The following is an 18,585-nucleotide window of genomic DNA, read 5'->3' on the forward strand; positions in this document are numbered from 1 at the left end:
ACTTTCGCTCAGAGAGGGAGTTCCTGCGGCGCCAACACCGCTACTTCGGCGTAGCATGTCTGCCATGGATTTGAGCTCGCAGCTGAACTACAACATGCACTCCGGCGCGCAGGACCTTCGCGACGCACTTTTCACCCCGACGACGGAGATTCTGCCCGGATCGTGGCAGGCCTCCCTCAACGACCTGAGCTACTCAGTCATCGGCCTGTGGGACTCGATCGTCCGCGCAGTGGAGACGTTTCTGATTTAACCTCCCCTACTTCAGCACCTCCCTGTACTTCAGCACCTCCCTGTACTTCTCCGGCGACGGCTGGGGCGCGAACGACGGCGCCTGATCCTTGTCCACCAGCACCGCGCGCACACCCTCCGCAAAGTCCGGCTCTCCGCGCATCAGCTCGCCGAGCACGCGCTCATTGTCCAGGGAGTCGGCGAGGTCTTGGTTGGCGTTAGCGTGAAAAAGCTCGGCTGCGGCGACGAGCGCGGAGGGCGAGGCCTGCGCGGTAAGTTCGCGGACCTTGGCGCCGAATTCTCCGGCGGCGTCGAGGCGGCCCTCAATCTCGGCCCACGAACCGGAGAAGACCTCCTCGATCTGCTCGTACCACTGGGCAAGCCCGCTCTCGCCGGCGGGGAGGGCGAGAGCGTCAAGGGCGGTGACGCCCTCGTCGATAAGCCTTTCTACGAGCCCCTCGAGCGTCTCCACCTTGTGCGAGGCCAGGCCGAGCGCGAGCATGTCGTCCGCGGTCATACGGTAGCCGGTCAGCCCAAGGAACTTCCCGAGCGCGAGCGACGGGCGGGCCGGCAGGTGCTGCAGCTTCCAGGATTGGCCCACGTCCGTGATGTAGCCGATGTTCATCTCCGGCATGGAGGCGAACGCGTCCTTGTGCACCACCAGGTGCGAGCCGAGCGCCGAGATCCCCATGCCGCCGCCCATGTCCACGCCGGAGACCAGCGCGATATACGGCTTGGGGTAGTTGGCAATGTAGTTGTTCATCTCGTATTCCTCGGCGAAGAACGCGCTGATCTCCTCGGCCCTTCCGGCGAGGACGCCCTCGCGCGCGTACTTCACATCGCCGCCCGAGCAGAAGTGCTTGGAACTCGAGCAGACGATCACCTGCGTGATCGCCTCGTCGGCCTCCCACGCGCGCAGCGCCGTGTAAATGCCGTGGATCATCTCTCCGTTGAGCGAGTTCAGGGCCTTCGGCCGGTTGAGCGTGATGATGCCCGTGGTGCCGCGGACTTCGACGTTGAGCAATTCGGTATTCAAGGATTCAGTCATACCCCCTAGTGTTGCACATCACAGCGAATGCGGGTGTGGAGACAGCGGGTATGGTGTGAAGAATGAATGCCCCGCGCTTGGTTGCCCTCGATATGGACGGAACGCTGCTCGCCCCCAGCGGGGCGATCCCCGAGCACTTCTGGCACACGCTCGACCGGGCGCGCGCCGCAGGCATCACCGTCGCCCCCGCCTCCGGCCGCCAGCTAGCCACGCTGCGCTCCATGTTTGCGCGCAACGAACCCGACACCTTTATCGCGGAGAACGGAGCCGTGGTCCAGCACCTGGGCGAGATCGTCTCCGCCATCACCATGCCGGAGGACACCGTGCGCCGCTTTGTCGACGCCTTCCCGCACGCCCCCTTCACCGCCCACCCCGTCATGTGCACGCCCGAGGCCTCCTTCACGCTCGCCGACACCCCCACCGAGGTACAGCGCGAGGTGGACAAGTACTACCTGGCCAACGCGCAGATCAGCACGCTTGCCGACGCCCCCGCGCACCGCATCGTCAAAATCGCCCTCTTCGTCGACGGCGACGCCGAATTGGACGGCCTGCCCTGGGTCCGGGAGACGGTGCCGGAGCTCGAGGCGCTCGTGAGCTCCAAGCACTGGCTGGACATCATGCCGCCGGCCGCGTCCAAGGGCGCGGCGCTCACCGCGCTGGCGGCAACCCTCGGCATCGCGCAGGAGGACACCGCCGCGATCGGCGATTACCTCAACGACTTCTCCATGCTGCAGGCCGCCGGCACCGCCGTCGCGATGGGGAACGCGCACCCGGACCTCAAGGCGATTGCGCATGAGGTCATTGGGACGAATGGGGAGCACGCGGCCGTCGATAAGCTTGCCCAATGGGCCAAATGATCGACTTCGCACAACCCGCTGACCTCGTCGCCCCGCAGTTGCTCGGGTGCCTGATCACGCACCGCGGCGTGACGGTGCGGCTGACCGAGGTGGAGGCCTACACGGGCGCGAGCGACCCGGCCGCGCACACGCACCGGGGGAAGACCGCCCGCAACGCCGCCATGTTCGGGCCGGGCGGGCGGCTGTACGTCTACCTGTCGTACGGGATCCATCTCAACGGCAACATTGTCTGCGCGCCGGAGGGCGACGGGCAGGGCTGTCTCATGCGCGGCGGCGAAGTCATCGCGGGCGAGCCGCTGGCGCGGAAGCGACGGCAGCGGCCTGATCGCAACCGGATTCCCTTTGCAAATCTGGCGCGCGGTCCAGGGAATTTAGGGCAGGCGCTGGGGCTCGAGCTCGCGGACAACGGGACGCCAGTTGAGCTCACGCCGCGAGAGACGGAGCCGGAATGGGTGGCCGGGCCGCGCATTGGCATTAGCAAAAACGCAGACGCCCCACTCAGGTTCTGGATCCCGCGCGACCCGACCGTGTCCACGCCGCGCGGGTACCCGAAGCAGTAACGCTACTTCTTCTTCTTTTTGCCCTTCTTGTGCTTCTTGCCGGGCTTTTCCGACTCAACGCGGCGCTGCTCCAGCTTCGCGGCGGCGTCCGGCACGTAGCGGAACTCCTCGCGCGGGGGGCGCTCGTAGTCGGTGATCTCCGGGCGCTCCGGAATCTCCGGCAGGTCCACCTCGACGTGCTCGTAGGGCACCGTGGAAAGGAGGTGCGAGATGACGTTGATGCGCGAGCGCTTCTTGTCCTCGCTCTCCACCGTGTACCAGGGCGCGGACGGGATGTCGGTGTGGATAAACATCTCGTCCTTTGCGCGGGAGTAATCCTCCCAGCGCGTGATGGACTCCAAGTCCATTGGCGAGAGCTTCCACTGGCGCAGCGGGTCCTCCTTGCGGGACTGGAAGCGCTTGTATTGCTCCTCGTCGGACACCGAGAACCAGTACTTGCGCAGCATGATCCCGTCTTCTACCAGGAGACGCTCGAAAATCGGGGCCTGGTGGAGGAAGCGGCGGTACTCCTGCGAGGAGCAGAAGCCCATCACGCGCTCGACGCCGGCGCGGTTGTACCAGGAGCGATCAAAAATCACGATCTCGCCCGCTGCTGGGAGCCGCTCGACGTAGCGCTGGAAGTACCACTGCCCCTGCTCGCGCTCGGTCGGCTTTGGCAGCGCCTCGATACGGCACGTGCGCGGGTTGAGATACTGGGTGATTCGCTTGATCGCGGACCCCTTTCCGGCAGCGTCGCGCCCCTCCATCACGATGACGAGGCGCGCGCCGGTGCGCACGACCCATTGCTGCATCTGCACAAGCTCCGCCTGGAGTCGCACGAGCTCCTGCTCGTACGCCTTTTTGGAAAGCTTCGGCGGCTTCTTCGCCGCATGTTCTTCGCTCATGTCTTTCACCGTACCCAGGATGAAAGCTGCCGAGCAAAATGCTCAACCTAGCGGTTGACCTTGAACTCCGCCATCTCGTCCCACTCGGTCTTGCCCTCGATGAGCGTGTTGATGATGGTCGGGGTCTCCTTCAGGACCTTCGGGAACAGCTCCTGGGCGTCCTTGAAGTGCTGCGAGTTGACGTGCGCCTCAGCGGCGTCGTCCTTGAACGCCTCAACGAGCAGGTACTCCTTCGGGTCATCCTCGGAGCGGTACCAGTTGAAGAAGAGGCAGCCGTCCTCGGCGCGGCTGGCGTTGGTGAACTCCGACACGACCTCGCGGAAGTTCTCTACGTGCTCATCAAGCGGCTTGAATCGTACGTTAATCAAAATCATGTGGACCACCGTACCCGGACTTAGCGGATGGGGTTGCGCGCCAATTGTTCAACAACTCTGCGCTACGCTTGTCTGCAATGTACGCGCTCGCGCTCGGCCCGGTGCATAAAAGGGGGAGTTTCCCCTCCTCCACCCGGCTGTAGCGAGTACCGTAAATATGTTGTCTTCTTCCCCACCTCGAGCCGGATGCCATGCTTGCCCAAAATGTTGCCGCCGAAGTTCGCCGCGCCATCTCGCGTGGCGAGTTTTCACCTGGCCAGAAGCTCAACGAGGTAGCGCTGGCCGAACGTTTCGGCGTCTCGCGCAACACGCTGCGCGAGGCGTTTGCCATGCTGACATCGGAGGGGCTGTGCGAGCGACTTCCCAACCGCGGCGTATTTTTGGCCACCCCCTCCCCCGAGTTTGTCACGGACACCTACCGCGCCCGCGCCGCCATCGAGCCCGCGGCGTTGCTGTGGGGCGAGCACCTCGACATCGAGCGGCTCACCCTGCTCAACGAGGAAGCACGGGAGGCGATCGCACAGAACGATGATGACCTCGTCTCCGCGATCAATCAGGCGTTCCACCACGTCGTCCTCTCCGCGATGGGGTCCAAGACGTTGGGCGACACGATGGACCAGCTCGACGCCTTCTTGCGCCTGGCCACGCTGCCGATCGTGCAGCACCAGCCCACGTTTCACCGCCAGTTCATTGACGTCAACGAGCATCTCGTCGAGCTCCTGCTCGAGGAACGCCGGCAGGAAGCGTCCGATTACCTGCAGGAATCGCTGGAGGATCAGGGGCGGATGGTCAACGAGCTGATTGCCAAGATCAACAACGGCGAACCGATTTAGCCCACCGCATGCGTGGCGGAGTATAACTGTGTCAGGATCTGCCTGTGGCCCACGAGCCAGCACCCGCCTCGTGTGAGCCGCACCATGCATTCCGTCGCCCACGTTCAATGCTTCAGCTGTGAGAAGGGATGCCGCCTGTGAGCACCACCATTGACCTCAACGCCGACCTGGGAGAAACCACGGCCGGCAACCCCGTCGCCGACGACGCAGCCATGCTCGGCATGGTGTCGAGCGCCAACGTCGCCACCGGCTTCCACGCCGGCGACCCCCACACCATCGCGGCCACGCTGGCTGCCGCCGCGGAACACGGCGTCTCGGTCGGCGCCCACATCGCCTACCACGACCCGGCCGCGTTTGGCCGCCGCTTCGTGGACTACGAGCCGGGCATGCTTGCCAGCGAAACGCTCTACCAAATCGGCGCCCTCGACGCGCTCGCCCGCGCCCAGGGCCTGCAGGTGCGCTACGTCAAGCCCCATGGCGCCCTCTACAACGCGATCGTGCACCACGAGGCGCAGGCCAAGGCGGTCATTGACGGCATCAAGGCATTCGACCGCGACCTGCCCGTCATGCTGCTCCCGGGTGGCGTGGCCTGCGACATTGCTGAGCGCGCTGGGCTGCGCGTGATCCGCGAGGCCTTCGCCGACCGCGGCTACAACCCGGACGGCACGCTGGTGTCGCGCCGCGAGCCGAACGCGGTGATGCACGACCCCGAGCAGGTCGCCCAGCGCGTCCTGCAGGTCGCCGCAACCGGCTCCGTGACCGCCATCGACGGCACCGAGGTGCAGGTGCAGGCCGAGTCCGTTTGCGTCCACGGCGACTCGCCCGGCTCCGTCGAGCTCACCCGCAGCGTGGTCGAGCGGCTCGGCCAGTCCGGAATCACGATCGCGAGCTTCCTATGAGCGTACGCATCACCCCAGTAGGCACCCGCGGGCTCATGGTGGACCTGCCCGACCTGGCCACCGTGATGAACTGGCACGCCTTCCTCAAGGCGAACCCGCTGCCGCGCCAGACCGACGTCATCGCCGCGGCCCGCACCGTGCTCCTCACGTTCGACTCCCCGACGGCGACGCGTGAGGCGACGGACAGGTTGGCGTCGATAAGCCCGAGCTCCGCCGAGCAGCGCGCACCCCGCGACGTGGAGATCGCAGTGCTTTACGACGGCGCCGACACCGCCTCCCTGGCCGAATCCCTGCACATGAGCGTGGACGAGCTGATCGCGTGGCACACCTCCACGACGTGGGTCGCGGCCTTCGGCGGGTTTGCCCCCGGTTTTACCTACTGCGTGCCGGAGGACCCGGCGCGGGCGCTGAGCGTGCCGCGGCTGACTTCCCCGCGGACCGAGGTTCCCGCCGGCGCCGTGGCCGTGGCGGGCGAGTTCTCCGCGGTCTACCCACGCACCTCGCCGGGCGGCTGGCAGCTCATCGGCACCACGCACACCCCGATGTGGGACTCCGCCGCGACCCCGCCAGCGCTCGTCGCACCCGGCGACCGGGTTCACTACCGCGCCGTTGACGCGCTCGAGGACGCGACCGAGACGAGCCACTACCACCTGGCCACTCCGCCGCGCCGCCCCATCTTTTCCGTGGACGACCCGGGCATGCAGACCCTCTACCAGGACCTGGGGCGGCAGGGCAACGGCAACCTCGGCGTGACCACGTCCGGGTCGGCGGACCGGGCGAGCGCGCGCACCGCCAACGCCGCGGTGGGCAACAAGCGCAACGCCACCCTGCTGGAGAACATCGGCGGACTGACGCTGACGGCGCTAGCTGAGACGGTCATCTGCGTCACCGGCGCCGACGCGGACGTGACGGTAGGCGGCCGCCCCGCCCTACTGGCCACGCCGACGATCGTGCCCGCCGGCGCGGAGGTCGTCGTGGCGCCCGCCCGCCTGGGGATGCGCACCTACATTGCGGTGCGCGGCGGGCTCATCGCCGACACGGAGCTGGACTCCGCCGCGACAGACATGCTCTCCGGGCTCGGCCCCGATCCGATCCGCGCGGGTGACACCATCGCCATGTCGCTCACGCGGCCCCAGTCCGCGAACGCGCTGCTGTCCAACCCGCTACGCGTGCGCAAGGAGGGCGCGACCACCACGGGCACCGTCCGCGTAGTGCTCGGGCCGCGCGACGACTGGTTCAGCCCCGCGGCGATCGAGCAGTTCCTCTCCACCACCTACACCGTCACCGCGGAATCCAACCGCGTCGGCCTGAGGCTGGACTCCGAGCACGGCCTCGAGCGGGCGCGCACCGAGGAGCTGCCCTCCGAGGGCATGGTCGCCGGCTCCGTGCAGATCCCGCCGTCGGGCCAGCCCGTCGTGTTCCTGCGCGACCACGCCGTCACCGGCGGCTACCCGGTCATCGCCACGGTGATCAACGAGGACGTCGACATTGCCACCCAGCTCCCACCCGGGGGCACCATCCGCTTCGAACTGTTTGAGGAAAAGAATGACTAACGCCACCCCGCACCAGCCGCTGACCGCCGTCCTAATTGCCAACCGCGGAGAGATCGCCGTGCGCATCGCGCGCACCGCCCGCGACCTGGGCATCCGCTCCATCGCCGTCTACTCCGAGCCGGACACCGGCGCGCTGCACACCCAGGTGGCGGACGAGGCCTACCTCCTGCCGGGCAAGACCTCGGCGGAGACGTACATGAACATCCCGGCGCTGATCGACATCGCCTACCGCGCCGGCGCGGACTGCCTGCATCCCGGGTACGGCTTCCTGTCCGAAAACGCCGACTTCGCCCGCACCGTCGAGGAAGCGGGCCTGCGCTGGGTGGGCCCACCGCCGGAGGCTATCGAGCTGCTGGGCGACAAGCTGTCCGCCCGCGCGCTCGCCGTCAAGGTCGGCGCGCCGCTCGCGCCCGGCACCGGGGAGCCGCTGGAGACCTGGGAAGAGGCGCGCGACTTTGCCGCCGAGCACGGCATGCCCATCGCCATCAAGGCGGCGTTCGGCGGCGGCGGGCGCGGCCTGAAGGTCGTCTTCGACGAGGCCGACATTGAGGAGGGCTTTGCCTCCGCGGGCCGCGAGGCGAAAGAGGCGTTCGGGCGCGGCGAGTGCTACGTGGAGAAGTTCCTCGTCCACCCGCGCCACGTCGAGGCGCAGGTGCTTGCCGACGCCCACGGCAACGTCGCCGTCTTGAGCACCCGCGACTGCTCCACCCAGCGCCGCTTCCAGAAGCTCATCGAGGAGGCGCCGGCGCCGTTCCTCACCGACGAGCAGCGCACCGCCATCGAGGAGGGCGCGCGCGCCATCTGCCAGCAGGCCGGCTACCAGTCCGCGGGCACGGTGGAATACATCGTCTCCGAGGACGGCACGGTCTCCTTCCTGGAGGTCAACACCCGCGTGCAGGTGGAGCACCCGATTACCGAGCAGGTCACCGGCGTGGACATCATCGCCGAGCAGTTCCGCGTCGCCGCGGGCCTGCCCCTCTCCTTCGCCGGGAAGGACCCCGAGGTCAACGGCCACGCCTTCGAGTTCCGCATCAACGCCGAGGACATCACCAACGGCTTCGCCCCCTCCCCCGGCACGATCACCCGCTTCGACCTGCCCACCGGCCCCGGCATCCGCGTCGACTCCGGCGTGATGACCGGGTGGACCATCCCCGCCTACTACGACTCGCTGATGGGCAAGCTCGTCGTCTGGGGCCCGGACCGCGAGACCGCGATGCGCCGCGCCGAGCAGGCGCTCAAGGAGTTCTCCATCGGCGGCGTGCGCACCGTCCTGCCGTTCCACCGCGACATGATCACCGCGCCGGAGCTCACGGGCGACTCGCTCGACGTCTACACCGACTGGGTCGACCACAACTACTCACCCTCGGCGCAGCACGAGGTGGAGGACATTGAGCACATTTACGACGATCGCACGTCCCTGGTCATCGAAATCGACGGCAAACTTCACACCGTCGGCGTGCCGGTCGCACTGCTCTCCGGCAGCGGAGCTGCGGGCGGCGACGCCGAGCCTGCTCCCGGTACCGCTGATGCCGCTGGCGCAGTCACGGTGAAGTACGAGGCCACCATCGTTGAGTGGCTCGTTGCCGACGGCGACGTGGTGTCCAAGGGCGACGCCGTGGCCACCATCGAGGCAATGAAGATGGAGTCCAGCGTGAAGGCCACCCGCGACGGCCAGATCTCCCTGGCGGCGGCCGCGGGCGAGCGCGTGAAGGCGAACGCGACGATCGCCACGATTTCCTAGGGGACGCTAGGGCACCTGGTACTCGGCGTCGTGCACGTCCGTGATGAGCATCTTGCCCGGCGAGTGGCAGATGGCCAGGTCCGGCCTCGAGTGGATGACGATGGACTGCGGGGTCACCCCGCACGCCCAGAACACGGGGACGGTGCCCGCCGGGATGTCGATGGCGTCGCCGAAGTCGGGCTGCCCGAGGTCCTCGATGCCGATCAGGGAGGGGTCGCCCACGTGCACGGGCGCGCCGTGCACCGCCGGGTAGCGCGAGGTGATGCGCACCGCGTCTGCGACCTGGTCGGCCGGGATCGGGCGCATGGACACCACCATCGGGCCCGCGAATACGCCGGCGGGCTCGCACTGCAGGTTCGTGCGGTACATGGGCACGTTGCGGCCCTGGGCGATGTGGGCGACGGGGACGTGGGCGTCGAGAAGCGCCCGCTCAAACGTGAACGAACAACCGATGAGGAAGCCGACCATGTCTTTCGTCCAATACTCGGTGGCGTCGGTGGTTTCCTCAACGAGCTCGCCGTGGCGGTAGATGCGGTAGGCGGGGATGTCCGTGCGGATGTCGCCGCCCTCCATGAGGTGTGAGCTGACCTGGCCGGGCTCGAGGACGCCGATGACGGGGCACGGCTTCGGGTTGCGCTGCGCGAACAGCAGGAAGTCGAAGGCGTGCTGCTTGTCCACTGCGATCAGGTTGGCCTGCACGTTGCCCGGCGCGAAGCCTGCGGTCGTGGTGACGTTGTGCTCGCGGAAGTAGGCGCGCGCCTCCGCCGGATTCATGGCGGCCGGGTTTATGCCCACAGCGCGCTCAGCTTGGTCAGGGACATCACGCCCAGGACGACGGAGCCGAGCAGCACGACGAAGCCGATGATAAGCAGCGACTTCGGGTACCGGTACCCCTTGAGCAGGTCCGGGCGGCGCCACGCGGCCCACATGACCACGGCGAAACCGATGGGCAGGATGATGCCGTTGAACGCGCCCGCGAAGATGAGCAGCATCTGCGGCGCGGCGCCCATGAGCAGGTACGCCACCGCGCACACCACGATGAAGGAGACGGTGAGCAGGTTGCGGGTGCGCTCCGAGGTCGCTTGCGTGGTGACGAAGGAAACCGAGGTGTAGGAGCAGCCGATCACCGAGGACAGCCCGGCCGCGAAGAGAACGAGGCCGAACGCGCGGAGGCCGAACTCGCCGGCGGCCTGGTAGAAGGCGTCCGCCGCAGTGTTGTCCTCAGACAGCGCCACACCCGTCGCCACCACGCCAAGCACGGCGAGGAAGAGCAGCACGCGCATGATGCCAATGACGATGATGCCCAGCACCGAAGAGCTCGTGATTTGCTTGATGTTTTCCAAGCCCGAGTTACCGGAGTCAATGAGGCGGTGGACGCCAGCGAAGGTGATGTAGCCACCGACGGTGCCGCCGATCAGGGTGGTGATGGTGAGGAAGTCGACGCGCTCGGGCAGGACGGTCTGCTTCAGCGCCTCCCCCACCGGCGGCTGCGAGACGATCGCCACGTACAGCATGAGCAGGATCATGATGGCGCCGAGCGCCACCACAATGCGGTCCAGCGCCACGCCGGCGCGCTTGGACAGGAAGACGAGGACGGCGATCGCCGCGGAGATACCGCCGCCGATCTTCGGGTCCAGCCCCAGCATGGCGTTCACGCCCAGGCCGGTGCCCGCGATGTTGCCGATGTTGAAGACCAGCCCGCCGATGAACACCAGCACCGCCATGAACCAGCCCAGGCCCGGCAGCACGATGTTGCCCAGCTCGTTGGCGCGCAGCCCGGAGATGCCCAGGACGCGCCACACGTTGAGCTGGATCGCAATGTCCACGATGATGGACAACAGGATGGCAAAGCCAAGCGCTGCGCCCATCTGGACGGTAAAGACCGAGGTTTGGGTGAGGAACCCGGGGCCGATGGACGAGGTCGCCATGAGGAAGACGGCGCCGACCATCGCACCGATCCCCTTGCCAGAGCCTTGCGCGGCTTCTCTGGTCTGCTGCTCTTGAGTGGCCATTGCGGTGACCCCCATTTCGTTATACGCGGGAAAGTGACCCACGTAATGTTAGGCGATCATGTGACCTACGCGCCACTGCGCCCTACCCCTCGAGCTGCTCACCCAGCTCCAGCCACTCCATCTCCAGCTCGTCGCGCTGGTCCTTCAGCTCGCCGACCTGCCTCGTCTTCGCCCCGATCGCCTCGAAGTCGGGCGCGTCCTGCGCGGACATCGCAGCAATCTCGCCCTCCACGGCGGCGATCTGCTCGTCCGCCTTCGCAATCTTGCGGTCCAGCGCCTTCATCTTTTTCTGCAGCTCGCGCGCCTCCTGCGAGCTTAGGGCCTGTTGCTTCTCGACGCCCCCGTGCTCCTTCTCCCCCAAATCCAGGGGACCCGACGACGTGGACGTGGCCGCGCGCCGGTCCAGGTACTGCTGGATCCCGCCCGGCAGGTTGGTCAGCTTCCCGTCGCCGAACAGGGCGTAGGTGACGTCCGCGATGCGCTCGATGAGGTAGCGGTCGTGCGAGATCACCACGAGCGTGCCCGGCCAGGAGTCGAGCAGGTTTTCCAGCTCCTGGAGGGTGTCGATGTCCAGGTCGTTGGTCGGCTCGTCCAGGAGCAGCACGTTCGGCTCGCTCATGAGCACGCGGGTCAGCTGCAGGCGCCGGCGCTCGCCGCCCGAGAGGTCGCGCACCGGGGTGCGCTGCCGCTTCGGCGAGAACCCGAGCCGCTCGGCGAGCTGGGAGGCGGAGATCTCCTTGTTGCCCACGTGGACGTAGTTGGCCACGTCCTCCACCGCGTCGATGACGGTGCGGGAGGGATCCAGGTCGTCGAGCTCCTGGCGCAGCCAGCCGATGCGGGTGGTCTGGCCTTCGACGCGTTTGCCGTCACGAAGCGCGTGCTCGCCGGCGAGGGTGCGCAGCAGCGTGGTCTTGCCGGAGCCGTTGACCCCGACGAGGCCGATCCGCTCGCCCGGGGCGAGGCGCCAGGTGAGGTGGTCCACGAGGGTCCGGCCGTCGGGGGCGTCGATGCGCGCGTCCTCCAGCTCGATGACCACCTTGCCCTGGCGCTGCTTGGAAAAGGCCATGAGCTCGACCGAGTCGCGCGGGGCGGGCACGTCCGCGATGAGCGCCTCGGCGGCCTCGATGCGGTAGCGGGGCTTGGAGGTGCGGGCCGGGGCGCCGCGGCGCAGCCACGCGAGCTCCTTGCGCGCCAGGTTTTGCCGGCGTTGCTCAATCGCATCGGCTTGGCGGGCGCGCTCGGCGCGGGCGAACGTCCAGTCGTTGTAGCCGCCCTCGTACACGTCGACCGTGCCGTCGTGGACCTCCCAGGTCAGGGTAGCCACGGTGTCGAGAAACCAGCGGTCGTGGGTGACCACCACCACGGCGAGCTTGCGCGAGAGCAAGTGCTCGGCCAACCACTGCACCCCCTCCACGTCCAGGTGGTTGGTCGGCTCGTCGAGCACGATCAGGTCCAGGTCCTGCACGAGCGCGGCGGCGATGTTCACGCGGCGGCGCTCGCCTCCCGAGAGGTTGCCCACCTGGGTGTCCAGGCCGAGCTCCGCGACGCCGGTGCCCTGGAGGACTTCGCGCACCTTGCTATTCGACGCCCACTCGAACGTCTGCAACCCCAGCGGCTCCACCACCGCCTGGCCCACGGTGAGCTGCTCGTCCAGGTCGAAGCGCTGCGTCACCACCGCCATGCGCAGGTCCGAATTGTGCGACACGCGGCCCGCGTCCGGCGGCTCGATGCCGGTGAGCACCTCGAGCAGCGTGGTCTTGCCGCCGCCGTTGACGCCGACGATGCCGATGCGGTCGCCGGTCTGCACGCCGAGCGAGACCCCGTCCAGCAGGGTCTTCAGCCCCCACGTCTTGGACACGTTTTCCAGATTGATCAGATTCGCCATAACGAACCTGAGTTTACTGTGCCGCCTGTGCCCCCGGCGCAGGTCCCGTGGCGCCGAAGGACTCGTAGTCCGGGTAGCGCTCGCGCACCTGTCCCAGCACCTGCTCGGCCGCGGCGGCGTCGCGGCACAGCAGCGCGATCGTCGGCCCGGAGCCCGACACCATCGAGCGCGCGACGCCGGGCAGCGCTCCGGCAAAGGCGAGGATCTCCACGAGGATCGGGCGCATGGTCGTGGCGGCCGCCTCGAGGTCGTTGTGCATCGCGCGGCCGAGCTCGTGGGCGTCGCCCCGCGTCAGGGCCCGCGCTACCGTGGCGGTGCCCAGGCGCGGGACGAGTGCGGGGTCATTGTGCCGCAAGTCATCGAGCAGGCCGAACGCCTGCCCAGTCGGGATACCCACCTTGGGGTTGAGGAACACCCAGTGAGTGCTGCCGCGGGTGAGCATCTCCACGAGCTCGTCGCCGCGACCGGTGCCGAGCGCGGTGCCGCCCATGAGCGAGAACGGGACGTCCGCGCCCAGTTCTGCGGCGAGCCGGTGAAGCGTGTCTCGGCCGAGCTCGCTGCCGGCAAATTCGGCGAGGTAGGCGTTCGCCGCCACGAGCGCGGCCGCCGCGTCGGCGGAGCCGCCGGCCATCCCGCCGGCGACGAAGACCTGCTTGTCCACCTCGATGTGCACCGGCGGCAGCGCGGTGACCATCTCCGCGCCGCTGCGGCGGTACTCGTCCACCACCGCGTCCACGGCGCGCCAGGCCAGGTTGAAGGGGGCGTCGATGTGTTCCTCCGGGCGCCGCACCCCGAACGTGGTGGTCATACCGGTGACCACGCTGCCGGTGGACACCGGGGGCGCGTCCTGCACGACCAGCGTCACCGTCTCGCGGCGATCCACCGCCTGGAAGACGCTGACCAGGTCGTGGTAGCCGTCCGAGCGGGCCTCGCCAACGCCCAAGTGCAGGTTGACCTTGCCGGGGGCGGATGCGGAGAAGCGTTGCGCACCGTTGCTCATCGCGCCTCCCCGAGCCGGATGAAGTCCTCGACCCCCAGCTTTTCGCCGCGCAGTCCGGGGTCGATCCCGGCCGCCGTGAGCGCCTCCTCGGCGGCCGCGGGGGCGCCGTAGACCTGGGCGAGGGTCGAGCGCAGGGTTTTGCGGCGTTGGGAAAACGCGGCGTCGATAAGCGGGAAGACCTTGGGGCGCACGGCGCGGCGCGCGGCATCAGCGGTGACGTCGATGCGCACGAGGCCCGAGGAGATGTTCGGCGCGGGCCAGAAGACGTGCTTACCAATGGTGCCGGCGAGCGAAACGTCGCCGTAGAACGCGGCCTTGACGCTCGGCACGCCGTAGATCTTCGAGCCCGGCGCGGCCGCGAGGCGATCCGCCACCTCTTTTTGCACCATCACCAGCACGCGGCGGATGGTGGGGAACTCTTCCAGCAGGTGCAGCAGGACCGGCACGGAAACGTTGTAGGGCAGGTTTGCCACCAGCGCGGTCGGCGCGACGTCCAGGTCGGCGCGGGTCACCGCGAGCGCGTCGATATTGGTCACCGTCAGCTTCGCGGCGTGGTCGGGGGCACGCTTCTCGACGGTCTGCTGCAGCCGGCCCGCCAACCGCGGATCAATCTCCAAGGCGGTGACGTGGGCGGCGGTGTCCACCAGGCCGAGGGTGAGCGAGCCGAGCCCGGGGCCGACCTCGACGACGACGTCGTCCGGGGTCAGCTCCGCGGCGGCGACGATGCGGCGCACCGTGTTCGGGTCGTGCACGAAGTTCTGGCCGAGCTTCTTCGTCGGGGTGACGCCCAGCTCAGCGGCGAGCTCGCGGATCTCGACGGGGCCCAGCAGGTGGGATTGGCTCATGGGGACCCAGCTTACCCAGCCGGGTGGGGCGCGGAGCGACTAGCCAATGCCCAGCTTGGCGGTGCAGGCGGGCCATGCGCCCCAGCCCTGCGCCGCCTGAACCTTCTCGGCCACGGCGATCTGCTGCTCGCGGGTCGCCTGGTTGGCGCTCGGGGCGTAGGCGGTGCCGCCGAAGCCAGCCCAGGTGCTCGGGGTGAACTGCAGGCCGCCTTGGAAACCGTTGCCGGTGTCGATGGCCCAGTTTCCGCCGGACTCGCACTGCGCGATGGTGTCCCACACGGAGCCGCCCGCGACGGACGGGGCGGCGGCGCCGGTGTTGCCCTGCTCGGACTTGGCGGCCTTCTTGGTGCCGCGGTGGATCACGGCCGGGCGCGCTTCCTTGGTCTCGTGCGCGGACGCGATGAAGGTCTCCTCCGGCACGCCGTTGACCACGACGGTGTGGCGCACGACCTGCTTCTCGCCCAGCACCTCTTCCTTGCGGACCTCCTCGGTGCCCTCCTCGAGCTCCGGGTCGTCGACGTACTCGGCCGGTGCCTTCACGTCCATGATCTCGCGGTCCTTGAGCAGCTCGACGCGGTCCAGCGTGATCTGCATGTTCGGGGTCACCGGCGCGTCCAGGGCGACGTTGAGGCGGTCGTTCGAGTCGAAGGTCACGCCACGCTCGGCGAGCAGGTCGCCGACGGTCTTCGCGGCGGCGGAGGTGTAGGTGACGTTGCCGCCGTCATTGATGGCCACGATCTTCGGGGTGGTCACATCGACGTTCAGCCCCTCGGTCACCGGCTGGTCGCGGTCCACATCGGTCGCAGCGTTGGCCGCCAGGCCCGCCTCGTCCATGAGGTCACCCACGGTGGCGGCGGTGGAGGTCAGCTCCTGCGCCACGCCGTCAATCACCACGGCGACCGGCTTTGCGGTGCGCACCGTGACGGTGTCGCCGCTGGCCAGCTTCGCGCCAGGTGCCGGGTAGACCACGTCCTTCTCGCTCACCTGCACGCCGGCGGCCTCGAGGGCCTTGTTCACGTCGCCGGAGAAGGTGGAGACGTTGGTGGTCTCACCGTTCACGTCGACGGTAATGTCCTTCTGCGCGGCGACGGCAGCGGTGGCGCTGCCGACGATCGCGGCGCCAGCCACAGTGCTGGCCACAACGCGCCGTGCTGCGGGGGTACGGGAGGTGGTGCGGGACATAGCGGGGATGGTTCCTTCTGTGATACGACCGTGTACTACTGCGGTAACAATACGGTAACGGCGCGAGGTTTACAAGATTGTGACCTCCGCGCGTGTCGCACTCCACAGCCCAATGGCAAACGTGCCGCCACTCGGCGCTTCTCCCTCCTCAGGCACCACTTTTGTCACACGTTGAACACACGATCAAACGTTGCCGAGACCTCTTCGGCGAGCGCCTCGACCGCCAGCCCGCGCGCCTCGGCGACCACCTTTGCCGTGTGCCCGATGAGCGACGGCTCGTTGCGCGCGCCCCGGAACGGCTCCGGCGTCATGTAGGGAGCATCCGTCTCAATGAGCAGCTGGTCGGCCGGCGCGAGCGCCGCCGCCTCCCGCATGCCCTCGTTGCGCTTGAACGTCACGTTGCCCGCGAAGCTCAGCACGTAGCCGCGCTCGATTGCCTCGCGCGCCACCTCCACCGGCGAGGAGAAGCAGTGCAGCATCACCTCGCGCGGGGCAGGTGCGTCCGCCAAGATGCGCATCAGCTCGGCGTCGCCCTCGCGGTTGTGGATCATGAGCGCCTTCCCGCTCTCCACCGCCAGGTCGATGTGGAAACGCAGCGCCTCCTCCTGCACGTCCAGCGGGGCGGTGCCGTCCGCGTCGTGCTTGAGCCAGTACGTATCGATGCCGGTCTCCCCCACCGCCACGCAGCGCTCGTCCTGGACCATTTCGCGCAGGCGGTCTCTCGTGGGCGCGTCGAGCTCGTGCGCGCGGGTCGGGTGGATCGCGCAGGCGGCGAACACGCGCTCGTTGAAGTGCGCGGCAGTCAGTGCCAGCTCCGCCTCGGCCAGCCCATCGCCGACGGTGCACATCCGCTCGACGCCCGCGTCCACGGCGCGGGCCACCATCGCATCGACCTCGTCGCGGGTGCGGGCGCCGGCGGAGGCGAGGTGGGTGTGGGCGTCGATAAGCTTGGCGACGCGCTCTGCGGGCACTGGTGTGGGGCGTGGCTTCTTTTTGCTCATACAGTAGAGCCTATGGCATTCCAAGATTTGGACCCGCAGACCCGCACCCAGCTCGACCGCGACCTGGCCGAGGCCGCCGGCCGTGGCATCAACGGCGACGTCGACGCGGTGGTGAAGAGCTTCGAGCACACGCTCGGGTACTACCACCGGCTCCCCGAGGACGTGCGCCGCGGCTACCCGCGCGGCGAGACCGCCCGCATCTTCGGCGCAGCGCTTGGGGCCGCGCTCGTGCGCGACCACGGCTTTGCGTGGCAATTGCTTTTCGACGACTACGGCACCGACCTCGTCGTCGCCCGCGACATCGATACCGCCGAGCCGAAGTACGCCGCCCCCATGGTGATCGTGGACGCCCGCTTCGAGGACGCGGAGCCCGGCAAGCTCACCGCCTTCGTGCAGCAGTTCCTGTGAGCACTTTGCTAGGTTCAAGCCCATGGCTTCCTTTGATCGCGTCACCGTCCCCGCGCACACCGCAATCCTCGTGCGCGACACCGTCAGCCCCACCGAGATGGCCGCGCTGACCGGCGAGGCCCTGCCCAACCTGCGCGAGTTCCTCATCTCCACCGGCGCCGAGCCCGGGGCCGCGCGCGCCTACATCTTGTCCGAGCCTCACGGCACCTTCGACGTCGGCGTCGGCTTTGTGGTGGACGAGCAGGATCTGCCTCTGGTCGAGCCGTTCGCTGGGGATACTGGAGACGACCGCGTCGAGCTGGCGCGCTTCGATGCGACGTCGGCGCTTGTCCACCGCCACACCGGTCCGCGCACTGAATTATCTGTGGCGTGGCGCGAGTTCGCCGCCGAGGCCGAGGCCGCCGGCGAGCCGCTCGGCGCGGGCAGCTTCGAGGAGTTCGTCTCTGATACCGTGACGGACCTCTACCTGCACCTGCGCTAGCAAAGCAGCTTGTCGACGAGCCCCGCCCCCGTCACCTCGCGCGTCCCCGGCCCCAGGCGCGGGTCTAGGTCCTTTGCGCACGGCACCATATGACCGAAGCCCTCGATGGTGGCCAGGTGCACCGGGGCATCCCCGTCCCAGGTATCGAGGTGGACGTGCTCACTCAGCTGCGTCCGGCCCCGAAACGATGCGCCGTTGCGCGCCGCGAAGTACGCGGCGGAATCGACCGCCGAGCGGGTCACGCCGCGGTTGTTGCCGCCAATGCCGGCCATGCCTCCCTCGTACGGGACGAGCGGGTCTGCGGTCCCCTGCACGCACAGGATCGGGGTCGGGTGCCATGCTCGCGACGGGTCACGCGGGGGAAGCGTGTTCTCCTCGGTGGGCATGGATGCCCCGAAGAGGGCGGCTGAGTGGAGGGTGGCGGGGGCGTCGATAAGCATGCGGATGAGCATCTGGCCCCCGTTGGAGAATCCGCAGCCGATGACGCGCTCGTGGGGGTAACGCGCGAGGAGCGCGGTGAGGAAGCCGACGTCGTCGACGCCGAGCGTGCGAGCCGACTCACGGAAGCCGCGGCGCAGGTCGTTGAAGTGACGGCCCACCCCGTCCGGGTAGATGACGGTGTGGCCGAGCGACTCGAAGGTGCGGTCCGTGAAGTTGCGTGCGACGTTGCCCGACTGGCGCGAGCCGTGCAAAAACAGGATCAGCGTGCCGGTGTCCCCGCCGGGGACCTCGACCCAGGTGCGCGTGCGCCCGCCGAATTCCAGCGAGCGCTTCCGCGGTCGTTGCTCGGTCAC

20 protein-coding genes are annotated in these 18,585 nt (G+C 68.2%); 9 read left to right on the forward strand and 11 right to left on the reverse strand.

The window, feature by feature from the left end; genetic code table 11:
* Positions 1 to 64 precede the first annotated feature (64 nt).
* Positions 65 to 250 carry a hypothetical protein gene (locus OVO38_RS03385; RefSeq protein ID WP_122084866.1) on the forward strand — a complete coding sequence of 62 codons (186 nt, stop codon included), beginning with the start codon at positions 65 to 67 and terminating at the stop codon, positions 248 to 250.
* 6 nt (positions 251 to 256) lie between these two features.
* Here the strand turns inward: OVO38_RS03385 and OVO38_RS03390 are convergent, their stop codons facing one another.
* On the reverse strand, positions 257 to 1,276 hold the full coding sequence (locus tag OVO38_RS03390) for a 3-hydroxyisobutyryl-CoA hydrolase (protein ID WP_267207754.1): 1,020 nt from the start codon (positions 1,274 to 1,276) through the stop codon (positions 257 to 259).
* A gap of 62 nt (positions 1,277 to 1,338) precedes the next feature.
* On the opposite strand from OVO38_RS03390, the gene OVO38_RS03395 reads away from it, so the two are divergent.
* Together OVO38_RS03395 and OVO38_RS03400 are read left to right on the forward strand one after the other, a co-directional pair.
* Positions 1,339 to 2,133 carry an HAD family hydrolase gene (locus tag OVO38_RS03395; protein WP_267207755.1) on the forward strand — a complete coding sequence of 265 codons (795 nt, stop codon included), beginning with the start codon at positions 1,339 to 1,341 and terminating at the stop codon, positions 2,131 to 2,133.
* A complete protein-coding gene (locus OVO38_RS03400; RefSeq protein WP_095535719.1) occupies positions 2,130 to 2,693 on the forward strand; it encodes a DNA-3-methyladenine glycosylase in 564 nt (187 codons plus the stop codon). Before OVO38_RS03395 ends, OVO38_RS03400 begins: the two co-directional genes overlap by 4 nt.
* 2 nt (positions 2,694 to 2,695) lie before the next feature.
* Here OVO38_RS03400 and ppk2 read toward each other — a convergent pair whose 3' ends face one another.
* On the reverse strand, positions 2,696 to 3,577 hold the full coding sequence (ppk2, locus tag OVO38_RS03405) for a polyphosphate kinase 2 (RefSeq protein WP_095537708.1): 882 nt from the start codon (positions 3,575 to 3,577) through the stop codon (positions 2,696 to 2,698).
* Positions 3,578 to 3,624: 47 nt separating this feature from the next.
* A complete protein-coding gene (locus OVO38_RS03410; RefSeq protein WP_095276950.1) occupies positions 3,625 to 3,951 on the reverse strand; it encodes a putative quinol monooxygenase in 327 nt (108 codons plus the stop codon).
* Positions 3,952 to 4,142: 191 nt separating this feature from the next.
* On the opposite strand from OVO38_RS03410, the gene OVO38_RS03415 reads away from it, so the two are divergent.
* The 4 genes from OVO38_RS03415 (at position 4,143) to OVO38_RS03430 (ending at position 8,977) form a co-directional block, all read left to right on the forward strand.
* Positions 4,143 to 4,784 (forward strand): GntR family transcriptional regulator, encoded by a 642-nt coding sequence (locus tag OVO38_RS03415; protein ID WP_095535721.1) that lies wholly within the window; start codon positions 4,143 to 4,145, stop codon positions 4,782 to 4,784.
* A gap of 128 nt (positions 4,785 to 4,912) precedes the next feature.
* A complete protein-coding gene (locus OVO38_RS03420) occupies positions 4,913 to 5,683 on the forward strand; it encodes a LamB/YcsF family protein (protein ID WP_095535722.1) in 771 nt (256 codons plus the stop codon).
* Positions 5,680 to 7,236, forward strand: coding sequence for an urea amidolyase family protein (locus OVO38_RS03425; protein WP_267207756.1), 1,557 nt, complete (start codon positions 5,680 to 5,682; stop codon positions 7,234 to 7,236). Before OVO38_RS03420 ends, OVO38_RS03425 begins: the two co-directional genes overlap by 4 nt.
* Complete coding sequence (locus OVO38_RS03430) at positions 7,229 to 8,977, forward strand: acetyl/propionyl/methylcrotonyl-CoA carboxylase subunit alpha (protein WP_267207757.1); 1,749 nt, start codon at positions 7,229 to 7,231, stop codon at positions 8,975 to 8,977. Before OVO38_RS03425 ends, OVO38_RS03430 begins: the two co-directional genes overlap by 8 nt.
* Positions 8,978 to 8,983: 6 nt before the next feature.
* Here OVO38_RS03430 and OVO38_RS03435 read toward each other — a convergent pair whose 3' ends face one another.
* The 7 genes from OVO38_RS03435 to OVO38_RS03465 all read right to left on the reverse strand — a co-directional run bounded on the left by OVO38_RS03435 (position 8,984) and on the right by OVO38_RS03465 (position 16,902).
* A complete protein-coding gene (locus OVO38_RS03435; protein WP_416358565.1) occupies positions 8,984 to 9,772 on the reverse strand; it encodes a putative hydro-lyase in 789 nt (262 codons plus the stop codon).
* The gene (locus tag OVO38_RS03440; protein WP_416358567.1) at positions 9,763 to 10,926 is read right to left on the reverse strand and encodes an NRAMP family divalent metal transporter; all 1,164 of its coding nucleotides are present in this window, start codon (positions 10,924 to 10,926) and stop codon (positions 9,763 to 9,765) included. Before OVO38_RS03440 ends, OVO38_RS03435 begins: the two co-directional genes overlap by 10 nt.
* A gap of 145 nt (positions 10,927 to 11,071) precedes the next feature.
* Positions 11,072 to 12,874 (reverse strand): ABC-F family ATP-binding cassette domain-containing protein, encoded by a 1,803-nt coding sequence (locus OVO38_RS03445; protein WP_267207760.1) that lies wholly within the window; start codon positions 12,872 to 12,874, stop codon positions 11,072 to 11,074.
* A gap of 13 nt (positions 12,875 to 12,887) precedes the next feature.
* Positions 12,888 to 13,874: a 4-(cytidine 5'-diphospho)-2-C-methyl-D-erythritol kinase gene (locus OVO38_RS03450; RefSeq protein WP_267207761.1), complete on the reverse strand. Its 987-nt coding sequence runs from the start codon at positions 13,872 to 13,874 to the stop codon at positions 12,888 to 12,890.
* Positions 13,871 to 14,719 (reverse strand): 16S rRNA (adenine(1518)-N(6)/adenine(1519)-N(6))-dimethyltransferase RsmA, encoded by an 849-nt coding sequence (rsmA, locus tag OVO38_RS03455; RefSeq protein ID WP_095553222.1) that lies wholly within the window; start codon positions 14,717 to 14,719, stop codon positions 13,871 to 13,873. The genes OVO38_RS03450 and rsmA overlap by 4 nt, the downstream gene beginning before the upstream one ends.
* Positions 14,720 to 14,758: 39 nt before the next feature.
* Positions 14,759 to 15,901: a resuscitation-promoting factor gene (locus OVO38_RS03460; protein WP_267207762.1), complete on the reverse strand. Its 1,143-nt coding sequence runs from the start codon at positions 15,899 to 15,901 to the stop codon at positions 14,759 to 14,761.
* Positions 15,902 to 16,065: 164 nt separating this feature from the next.
* Entirely contained in the window at positions 16,066 to 16,902 is an 837-nt protein-coding gene (locus OVO38_RS03465) for a TatD family hydrolase (RefSeq protein WP_267207763.1), read from the reverse strand.
* Between the two features lie 12 nt (positions 16,903 to 16,914).
* Between OVO38_RS03465 and OVO38_RS03470 the strand changes: the two genes are divergently transcribed.
* Positions 16,915 to 17,310 carry a DUF3806 domain-containing protein gene (locus tag OVO38_RS03470; protein WP_095276976.1) on the forward strand — a complete coding sequence of 132 codons (396 nt, stop codon included), beginning with the start codon at positions 16,915 to 16,917 and terminating at the stop codon, positions 17,308 to 17,310.
* Between the two features lie 22 nt (positions 17,311 to 17,332).
* Positions 17,333 to 17,791, forward strand: coding sequence for a hypothetical protein (locus tag OVO38_RS03475; RefSeq protein ID WP_267207764.1), 459 nt, complete (start codon positions 17,333 to 17,335; stop codon positions 17,789 to 17,791).
* Here OVO38_RS03475 and OVO38_RS03480 read toward each other — a convergent pair.
* Positions 17,788 to 18,585, reverse strand: a complete 798-nt coding sequence (locus OVO38_RS03480; RefSeq protein WP_267207765.1) for an alpha/beta hydrolase family esterase — start codon at positions 18,583 to 18,585, stop codon at positions 17,788 to 17,790. The genes OVO38_RS03475 and OVO38_RS03480 overlap by 4 nt on opposite strands.

Source organism: Corynebacterium sp. Marseille-P8863, assembly GCF_946902955.1.
Classification (GTDB): Bacteria; Actinomycetota; Actinomycetes; order Mycobacteriales; family Mycobacteriaceae; genus Corynebacterium; species Corynebacterium gottingense.